14 protein-coding genes are annotated in these 8,530 nt (G+C 71.2%); all 14 read right to left on the bottom strand.

Features of this window, described 5'->3' with window-relative positions:
* Positions 1-1,105, bottom strand: a 1,105-nt coding sequence (locus M8C13_RS40435; RefSeq protein ID WP_252486119.1) for a DUF3631 domain-containing protein, incomplete at its 3' end; no start/stop codon positions are given.
* On the bottom strand, positions 1,102-1,473 hold the full coding sequence (locus M8C13_RS40430; protein ID WP_252486118.1) for a DUF2493 domain-containing protein: 372 nt from the start codon (positions 1,471-1,473) through the stop codon (positions 1,102-1,104). The genes M8C13_RS40435 and M8C13_RS40430, both read right to left, overlap by 4 nt.
* Complete coding sequence (locus M8C13_RS40425) at positions 1,470-2,309, bottom strand: hypothetical protein (RefSeq protein WP_252486117.1); 840 nt, start codon at positions 2,307-2,309, stop codon at positions 1,470-1,472. The genes M8C13_RS40430 and M8C13_RS40425 overlap by 4 nt, the downstream gene beginning before the upstream one ends.
* Positions 2,306-3,313 carry a bifunctional DNA primase/polymerase gene (locus M8C13_RS40420; protein WP_252486116.1) on the bottom strand — a complete coding sequence of 336 codons (1,008 nt, stop codon included), beginning with the start codon at positions 3,311-3,313 and terminating at the stop codon, positions 2,306-2,308. The genes M8C13_RS40425 and M8C13_RS40420 overlap by 4 nt, the downstream gene beginning before the upstream one ends.
* A gap of 4 nt (positions 3,314-3,317) precedes the next feature.
* Positions 3,318-3,593, bottom strand: a complete 276-nt coding sequence (locus tag M8C13_RS40415) for a hypothetical protein (RefSeq protein WP_252486115.1) — start codon at positions 3,591-3,593, stop codon at positions 3,318-3,320.
* 23 nt (positions 3,594-3,616) lie between these two features.
* A complete protein-coding gene (locus M8C13_RS40410) occupies positions 3,617-3,907 on the bottom strand; it encodes a hypothetical protein (protein WP_252486114.1) in 291 nt (96 codons plus the stop codon).
* 158 nt (positions 3,908-4,065) lie between these two features.
* Positions 4,066-6,309 (bottom strand): FtsK/SpoIIIE domain-containing protein, encoded by a 2,244-nt coding sequence (locus tag M8C13_RS40405; RefSeq protein WP_252486113.1) that lies wholly within the window; start codon positions 6,307-6,309, stop codon positions 4,066-4,068.
* Positions 6,306-7,193, bottom strand: a complete 888-nt coding sequence (locus M8C13_RS40400) for an ABC transporter permease (protein WP_252486112.1) — start codon at positions 7,191-7,193, stop codon at positions 6,306-6,308. Before M8C13_RS40400 ends, M8C13_RS40405 begins: the two co-directional genes overlap by 4 nt.
* Positions 7,190-7,360 carry a hypothetical protein gene (locus tag M8C13_RS40395; protein WP_252486111.1) on the bottom strand — a complete coding sequence of 57 codons (171 nt, stop codon included), beginning with the start codon at positions 7,358-7,360 and terminating at the stop codon, positions 7,190-7,192. Before M8C13_RS40395 ends, M8C13_RS40400 begins: the two co-directional genes overlap by 4 nt.
* Entirely contained in the window at positions 7,360-7,596 is a 237-nt protein-coding gene (locus M8C13_RS40390) for a hypothetical protein (protein ID WP_252486110.1), read from the bottom strand. The genes M8C13_RS40395 and M8C13_RS40390 overlap by 1 nt, the downstream gene beginning before the upstream one ends.
* On the bottom strand, positions 7,593-7,808 hold the full coding sequence (locus M8C13_RS40385) for a hypothetical protein (RefSeq protein ID WP_252486109.1): 216 nt from the start codon (positions 7,806-7,808) through the stop codon (positions 7,593-7,595). The genes M8C13_RS40390 and M8C13_RS40385 overlap by 4 nt, the downstream gene beginning before the upstream one ends.
* Positions 7,805-8,023 carry a hypothetical protein gene (locus tag M8C13_RS40380; RefSeq protein WP_252486108.1) on the bottom strand — a complete coding sequence of 73 codons (219 nt, stop codon included), beginning with the start codon at positions 8,021-8,023 and terminating at the stop codon, positions 7,805-7,807. The genes M8C13_RS40385 and M8C13_RS40380 overlap by 4 nt, the downstream gene beginning before the upstream one ends.
* Before the next feature lie 89 nt (positions 8,024-8,112).
* The gene (locus M8C13_RS40375; RefSeq protein WP_252486107.1) at positions 8,113-8,277 is read right to left on the bottom strand and encodes a hypothetical protein; all 165 of its coding nucleotides are present in this window, start codon (positions 8,275-8,277) and stop codon (positions 8,113-8,115) included.
* A gap of 27 nt (positions 8,278-8,304) precedes the next feature.
* A complete protein-coding gene (locus M8C13_RS40370; RefSeq protein ID WP_252486106.1) occupies positions 8,305-8,457 on the bottom strand; it encodes a hypothetical protein in 153 nt (50 codons plus the stop codon).
* Between the last annotated feature and the right edge of the window lie 73 nt (positions 8,458-8,530).

Here is an 8,530-nt window from a genome sequence, read left to right as displayed (position 1 = left end):
GGCTGGGACGGGGGTCCCTCTCCCCCGTGCCCTGAACCGCAGCGAGTGGGAGCGGGCAGTACCGCGCCCACGCGTCGGTGAACTTGGCTTTCTCGTAGCCCTTGAGCTGGGTGCCGTCCTCGAAGCGGACGTTGCCGGAGCTGATGCCGTACTCGGCGAGCATCTTGCCGAGCTTGGCGGCGGTCAGGCCGTTGTTGCCCATTTCCGCCCAGGGCGCTTCGAGGTCGCCGTTGAGCCTGCCCAGCAGTGCCGCAGTAGGCAGGGCGAAATGCGGGCCGAAGGCGGTGCGGCAGTCCTTGAGCAGGCGAATGCCGAGTGAGCCCTTGTCGTTGTCGCTGGATTCGGCGGTCAGCGCGAGTACGGCGGCCCGGCCGCGTTCTGGCCAGTCGCCTCCGGCGTGGTCGGCCACGATGATCAGCGGTTCCCAGGTGTCGGCGGCGCGGTCTTCTACGGGCATCTCGGGCACGGCCTCCTCCAAGGTCTTCAGATCAGCGCGCAGCCATTCGCGCAGTTGGCGGGCAATGCGTTGAAGCTGCGGCCGGTCGCGGCGGTGCCGGTACGGCGCAACGGTTTCCCCGGGGGCGCGGCGGCGCATGCGGATGACTACGGCGCGGTCTTCGATGGTGTCGGGCATCGCGCCGATCCCGGCCAGCGCGGCCATGGCGAAGGTCGGGATGGACTCGACCACGCCGCTGGCCGCGTCGTAGCGCTTGGCGGGCCGGTTGCGCTGGTGCCCGGCGTTGAGCAGCCCGCGCAGGTCTTCGTTGTCCCCGGCCTTGGGGCCGAAGATGGTGTCGGCTTCGTCGACCAGCATGGTGGGCGGGTCCTCGGTGATGGAGCGGTAGACCGCCGCGGGCGAGCTGTTGACGGTGATGAACGGCGCGTGACAGCAGGCTTCGACCACATCCAGCAGGCGAGACTTGCCGCACCGCTTCTCCGGGGCGCGGATGACCAGCCGTGCGGCGTGCGCCCAGGCCGGTTGGGCGTGGGTGGCCGCGATCCAGAGCACTACGGCGTCCACGGCCTGCGGGGTCGGGAGGATGACGTACCGGGTCAGCGCGGCGTGCAGCTCGTTGAGCAGGTCTGCGCCGTTGATGGCGGTCATCGTGTGTCTCCCGGCTGGATGCGGATGGTGCGGATTCCGGCAGCCTCGGCCAGTTCGGCGCAGCCGAGTGAGCCGCAGGAAGTTGGCAGCAGGAACGCCAGGCAGAGGTCTGCACCGAGGGCGACCATGTGCCGGTTGCGGATCGGTCCGGCGGCCCGGCCGTGGCCGTGCCAGTCAGCCGGGTGTGCTTCGGTGGCTAGGCCCCAGGTGCACCACAGGTGCGCGGCGAGCAGGTCCGCGCCGCGGCATGCGCCGTGGACGAGCACCGCGCCGGGGAACTGCTTGCGGGCCTTGGTCAGGGCCAGCCGGATGGTGCGGACGTCGCTCCAGTCCCGGCTACCGGTGATGAGGATGCGGGGCGTGGTCATGCCGCCTCCTGGTAGTCGAATAGGTCGCCTTGGCGTGCCTGCCCGGCCAACCGGGCGAGCAGGCGGGTGCGCCAGGACAGGGCGTAGGGCAGGCAGTTGGCGCAGTTCTTGGCTCCACGGGGATGGACCTGACCGCAGGCCGGGCGCTGCTTACGGCGAGCATCGTCGGACCAGGCCAGGGAGTCTGCGGAGGTGAGCAGATGCCCGTAGCGGAGCAGGCCGAGGGTTTTGACGCCGAAGCCATGGAGGTTGCGGATGCCGTGGGCGTGCAGTGCCTGGATGATCCGATGCGCCTCAACCGTTCCCTGCCTCCTGCAAACAGACCCCAGCCCCACAACCGGTTCGCGGGTCAGGTCGAACCCGGCCCGCTCGTACAACAGCGCGCAGCGCTCGTAGTCCTCCTGCTGGTCGCCCTGCACCACGGGAATGACGTGCACCCGGCCGCGGGCGAGGTCGCGCAGCTGCGCGACGCTGTCCACGGTCAGGTTCAGGTGGGCCTCGGTGGACAGTCCGGTCCCAGCGAAGACCATGCGCCCCAGGCGGCCACCATGGCGCACGATCCACTCGCACATGTGATCCATGGGAGCGATCCAGCGCAGGCGGCCGATCTCCTCGCTGTAGCGCAGCGCGCGGTCGATGTACTGCTGGGGCGTGAACGTCCACCGGCCGTGCTGCTGGAGCTGGGTGAACCCCGAAGAGTCCAGGCACCAGGGCGCAGCTGCGCGGGGAAAGGTACGCCGGGCGCGCAAGCGGCTGTCGGAGACAAACAGCGGCACCCCGGCGCGAGGGAACCAGCTGGGCTGATGGGTGCCCAGCAGGAACGTCGGCTCGCTCATGCCGCACCCCGATCCGGCGCAGCAAACAGCGCGCTGGTCTCGGCCGGAGGCTTTTCCCGCCGGACGCGGGGGCGTTTCTGGCCGTCGCGCAGGCCGTTCTGGATGTTGCGGATCACCATGGCCGCGGTGCACCGGCACGGGCCTCCGATGATGTGGCCTGCGGCTGCGAACAAGGCAGATTCGGCTGTAGCCGCAGGGAGATCCCCGGAGCCGACGAGCTGTCCGAGTGCGATCCCGGCCCAGTAGAGGGTGTTCTGGTGGGCGTGCCGTTGGGCCGCTCGTACCTTGGTGCACTCCCCGGCCACGGCAGCCCGGACGTAGCTCGGCATGCGGTCTGCGGCGACCTGGGAGGCCGCTGAGATGGCTGTAGGCGGCTTGGGAGTCAGGGCCTGGACCAACCAGCCCGGGGCCTGCGCCACTGGGTGATCGGAGACCAGCTCGTAGGTCCCGTTCGGCGTGGTCGAGCCGGGTGCGATGACGTAGCCGCCCCCGGCGCGGGTGTCGATGAGCGGGCCGAGACCGGCGCCCTTCTCGCCCTGGGTGTTGCGCAGCTGCACGCCCTTGGGCAGGGCGAAGTACAGGTGCAGCCCACCGGAGGGTGTGGCCACAGTCCGGGTCTCTGCCGGCATGGGCTGCCCGGCCCGCTCGCACACCAGGGCCAAGACGTCCTCACCAGTGCGAACCCCCCTCCGGTTCCAGCCGTCCGGAAGGACCTCATCCGGTGACTTGGGCATGTCCAGGTCGATGACCAGCAGCCCGGCCGGGCCGGTGGCCAGCCCGATGTTCCAGTCTCCGGCGGTCCAGCAGGTGCGGATGCGGTCGGGGTCGGTGGTGGCGCGCTGTTCCCAGCCGAGGTGCCCGCTGGCGCACAGCCCGGTGCGGTGGCAGTCCTGCTCGGAGTGCAGGGCGGGTTTCTTGCTGCGCCGCGCGAGGGGGAAGACCGGCCAGCCGCGGGCGGCGGTGTCCAGGGCGGCGGCCAGCAGGTTGCGCGTGTGCTTGTGCATGACGTCACCAGCCCGCATCGTTCAGGCCGCGTTCGAGGTGCGCGCATGCCTTGGCCGCCCAGGCGCGGGCGGCGGGGGTGTTCGGCCGGACGTTGAAGGGTCGGCCGTGCCCGTCGCAGGAGGTGGCGAACTCACCGGGGTTAACCGCGGTGTGGTGCGGCCGGGTCGTGGGGGCAGTCGGTGCAGGCGCGGGACGTCCCTGGCCCGGCTGGCACGAGGTGGGACCGGCCACGGCCGCCAGGACGAGGGCCGCAGCGCTGAACAGGGTGGTGCTGGACATGGCGTGCTCCTTGGTCAGGGTGATCAGCGCGAGTTGCGGCGGGTGCGGCGCAGGTAGTTCCACGCCTTGCGTCCGGCGCGGAGCTTCAGGCCGGTGGCCTTGCACGCGGTGCAGAGGCGGATGCCGCCGAAGACGCCGCGGTTGAGGTGGCGGCCCATACCCTTGCAGGCCCGGCAGGGCCGGAACGGGAAGGCCGTGCAGGCCAGCACGTAGCCACCGCCGAGTGCGCCCAGCGCGGCCCCGGTGTAGCCGGAAAGCCGCGGCGCAATATCACTGAACGTGACGATGGTGAGGGTGGTGGCGATCAAGGGCATAGCGGGTCTGCGGGGGTTCACAGGTCCTCCGGGGCTGTTTTCGGCCGTCCTCGGCCGACGCCGCTAGGAACTAGGGCGCTGATCAGCGGGCATGTGGGTTGCTAGCGGGGGCGCTAGGTCTAGCGGGGGTCGCTGCTAGACCCAGCGCGCCCGGCCGGTCAGGTCGCGATCGCCTTTCGGTCACGCTCTGCGATCGCGGTGGTGATGTCGGAGCGGTCGATGCCGCGCCGGTTCGCGCCCTTGCCGGTGGCGGGGTCGGTGCCCCAGACCTGGCCGGTGGAGATGCTGTAGGGCTTGAGCGCGGCCGAGAGCGCGGCGGCCTTGCCACCGCCGTCCAGCTCTGCCCACGCCCCGTAGACCGCGGGGCGCAGCTCGACCAGGCGGGTCACCACGGTCTCGCTCCACACCTTGGCCTCATCGCCACCCAGCACCGCGGCGACGTCGGCCAGCAAGGTGTCCCGCCGCTCGCCCTCACCCAGCGCGGTGTCTTCCCCGGCGGCGTGGCCGGTGAGGGTGCCCGCGTGTGCCCGCAGGGCGCGCGCCCGCTCGGAAACTCGCTCGGAGGCGGGACCGTCCAGATAGGACGACCGCACGATCTGCGGATCATCGGCGGCACCGACGAGGTAGCCGATTCCCTTGTCGGACTGGGTGAACATGGTCGCGCGGACACCGTTGCGGTAGGCGGAGGTGCCCAGCACCATGTCGTTTTCGACCTGGCCCATCACCCGCAGGCAGAACCGGATGCCCACGTTCGCGCTCACCCCGGTGGGGAGGGAGTCCTTGTCCGGGCGCTGGGTGGCCAGGATGAGGATGATGCCCATGGCCGGGCCGCGCTTGATGATCGCGGTGGCCAGCTCCCCGGCCTCCTTGCCGTAGTCGGGGTGGGAGAACAGCTCCTGGCACTCATCAATCGACACCGCCAGGGGGTGAAGGCCCAGCTTGCGGTTGCTGGCCAACTGCGGGGTGACCTTGTTCTCCGGGCAGATGTCCTTGGGCAGCCCGGAAATCGTCTTCGCCCGCCGCTCCAGCTCCTTGTAGACCTCCCGCAGCGACTGCACGCAGGCCGCGATCGTGCCGTCATCGGCACCGGAGGCGTAGTGGTGGGAGACCTTGGCCAGCGGCGAGAGGTCACCGGTGCCCTTGAGCTCGAAGGTCCGCATCTCCACCCGCGGGTCCAGCGCCAGCGCCAGCAGCAGCACCCGCAGGGCGAAGGTCTTGCCGTAGCGGGGCATCGCGCCGATGAGGATGTTGCCGAACATCAGCAGGATGGACACCGCCCGGCCGCGCTGGTCGTTGCCGAAGGGCAGCGGCTTGAACACATCGGCTTCCCCGCCGCGCAGCAGCGGCCACGCCGGTTGGCGGGCCTTGTTCATCGGCTGGTCGCCGACCCAGAGCACCAGGCGTCCGGCGTGTTCCTCGCTGGCAGGCTCAGGCCACACGCACCCCAGCGGGCGGCGCAGACCGGAGGCCAGGCGGTCCCGGCGTTCGATGATGTCGACCGCGGTCACCCCGTAGGGCAGGTCGACATCGGCCCGCCAGCCGGGGCCGTCGCGGGTGATCGGGGCCGGGAAGGTGATCGCAGTACCGCGGGCAGGGTTCATCGCGGAGATGCCCACCGCCGACAAGGCCCGGATCACGATGTCGCTGGTGAGCTTGGCGACCTCGGTGGAGACCACCGCGCGGGTGGCAAAGGGCTTGTCGGCCGGGGTTCCGGCCAGGCCCAGGGCGGCGATGCCCCCGGCCACCAGCGCCCACAGCCCCCACCGCACCCACACCGGGACGGGGTCCGGCAGCATCCACCAGCCGATGAGCACCCCCAGCAGCGCCGCGCCCAGCAGGCCGAGCCGGGTGGCCACGCGGAGGTTGCGCTGCAAGGACAACCGCAAGTACTCCGCGGCGTCATCACGGGCAACAGCGCTGGCGCGCAACGGTTTTGCCTCGGCATCGGCCAGCCACCGCCACGCCGCACCCAGTGCCCGGCCCAGGCCGCGCGGGGCGCGGGTGAGCAGATGCAGGGCATACAGCGGCACGCGCAGGGCGTGGTAGGCGGCGGTGTGGAGGTAATGCCGGCATGCGAAGGCCGCGGTGCCCTGGAAGGTCTCCCACGAGCGCAGCCACGGCGCGATCAGCGGCTGCCGCTTGGCATTGCGGTAGCCCTCCCAGATCGGGCGGCCGGTGGTGTCGGGCTGGTCGACCGCGACCGCCCGGCCGGGGAGCAGTTCACCCTCCAGCACCTCCGCCTCGGCCTCGGCCGGGACGGGGTTGCGGTGCGGCGGCACCATGTTGGAGACGGCCGGGGCCTTCTCCACGGTGCCGGTGGCCGGGTCGGCGGCGGCGAGGATCAGCGCGGACTCGTCGGGGTCGGGGGTGCCCACGAGGGTCGTGGTGTCGGTGCTGGTCACTGGTTGTCCCCTTCCTCGTCGTGGTGGAGCAGGTGGGCCAGGGCCGCGCCACAGCCGAGAACGACCACGGGCAGGCAGGAGACGAACGCCGTGATCTGCCACGGCGCCTGGGTCATCCCGGCGGCGGTCATCAGGTGGTAGGCACCCTGTCCGGCCATGCCCAGCAGCAGCGAGCCCACCGCCGAGAACTTGGCGAAGCGGCGGGCCTTGGCGCTGCGGGTCGCGCCGGAGAGCCAGACCCGCAGGGCGAAGGCCGCGTACGCCTCCACCCCGATGGGCAGCGTGATCGCGGTGTTGAGGACGAACCCGCCCGCGATCCCCGGGAGCAAGTCCACCGGGCCGAACCCGGTGAGCTTGCCCAGGCCGACCCAGCCGCCCCAGATCGCGACGAAGGCGGGCAGGGCCAGCAGCAGCACCGGCCACGAGCGGACCCGCCGGACCGGGCGCGCACCCGGGGCCGGGGCCGCCGGGGTGGTCGGCGCGGTGGGGGCGAACCAGCCGCGCATGCGCTGGGCCAGCGTCGGCGCGACCGGCGCGGTCACCGGCGGGGCCGGGGTGGTCGGCTCCGGGTTCGCGACCGTGCTGACCAGCGTGGTCGCCGTCGGCTCGTGATCGGCCGCAGGCTCGCTGGCCTCGGCCTGCGCTGCCTCGGACTCCGGGGCGCGCAGGGCGTAGAGCCGGGGTGCCGGGTCCGGGGCGGTGGACGCTCCGGTGGGCTGTCCGGTCTCGCCGGTCAGCTTCTCCCGGAGCGCGGTGGCCTTCTTCGCGCCGATGCCGAGTTCGCGCATGAGGTGGTTGCGGGACGGGGTCCGGCCGGACTCGGCGGCCAGCCGCTGTGCCCGGGGCAGCAGGTCATCGATGGGGGCGGGGTAGGCGCTGGTCATCGCACAACCTCCAGGGTCACGGGCTCAGCGGTGGTCTCGCCGGAGGCGCAGCGGATCAGGCGGGTGAGGTAGTGGACCCAGTGGCGGGTACGGCCGGACTCGACGGCCTGCGCGAGGTCACTGCCGCAGTGGCGGCAGGTGCCCTGGGTGGTGATCTCCAGTGCCATCACTGCTCACCCGCCTTGCGGCACTCCGCGGCCATCTCGCGGGCGAACTGGGCGCGCTGGGCGATGTAGGTGGCATCCGGCCGGTCGGTGGCCGCGATCAGCTCCAGCACGCGGGCCTTCTCGTCGAACCAGTCGGCCTTGGCCGTGTCCGGCGCGTCCCAGGCGGGCTGGGTGGCGAGCAGGTGGCACATCAGCCTGAGCAGGCTGGTGCCGGTGGGGATGGTGTCGGTGTTCATCGGGCACCTGCCAGCACGCGCACGATCGGGTCGCAGTTGTCGTGTCCGCTGGCCACCCACCGCACGATCTGCGCCAAGTGCGCGGCGCAGGCGTGGGTGCCCCAGTCGGTGTCCGCGGCGTGCCGAACCCAGAACGCCGACCGGAACGCGCAGCGCTCCAGGGAGCCAGCGCTGTAGCCGCTACAGGCGGCGTTGTGGTTGAGCGCGGTCATTGGATGCTCCCCACCGCGGCCGAGGCGGCCTGCTTGCTGAGGTGGGGCGCGGTGCGGACGTGGGTGCGGCCACGGGCAGATGCCTGGGCAATCCCGTCAAGAACTGCGGCGAGCAGTCCGGCGGTGATGGCCAGCGTCTTTGCCAGCGGGGACAGCACGGTCAGCAGTAGCCACACGATCAGGGCGGTGGCGGTCATCTTGGTGGGCCGTAGCATTTGGGGTCTCCTGAGTGATCATGTGTCGGTTGGGAGACCCGGGCCGGTGGGGCTTCTTGGTCGGAGACCACCGGTCCGGGGCCGATCGTTCAGTTCTCGTCGCACACGCAGTCGAAGCTGTCTTCGCCGCAGTCCTCGCAGGCGTCGAGGTCCGCGCGGGGGTCGATCTCCGGATCTCCCGCGCACCAGTCGCAGTAGCCCGCGCCGTCGCAGTCCCGGATCTGGCCGCAGCCCAGGCAATTCATGGTGATCACGTTGTGCCCCTTCGGTGTTGCAGGTGGTTAGTAGTCCCAGTCCCCGGGAGGCTCGCTGTCGCGCTCGGGCTGGTTGAAGTCGTTCAGGTCCAGGTAGCCGTAGCCGCAGCAGCGTCCGCAGTAGTTGGGGTCGTCGCGGTCGCGGTACTGGCCGTCACAGGCGTCGCAGTCGACCATCATGGATCTGGCACCGTCCTTTTTGGATAGTCGAGATGTGGTTCTTAGGCTGCTGTGCTGGTCTCATCGGCAAGGG

It is taken from the genome of Crossiella sp. SN42, assembly GCF_023897065.1.
Taxonomy (GTDB): Bacteria; Actinomycetota; Actinomycetes; order Mycobacteriales; family Pseudonocardiaceae; genus Crossiella.
The sequence above is the reverse complement of the archived record's forward strand: the minus strand, read 5'-3'. Positions and strand labels throughout refer to the sequence as shown.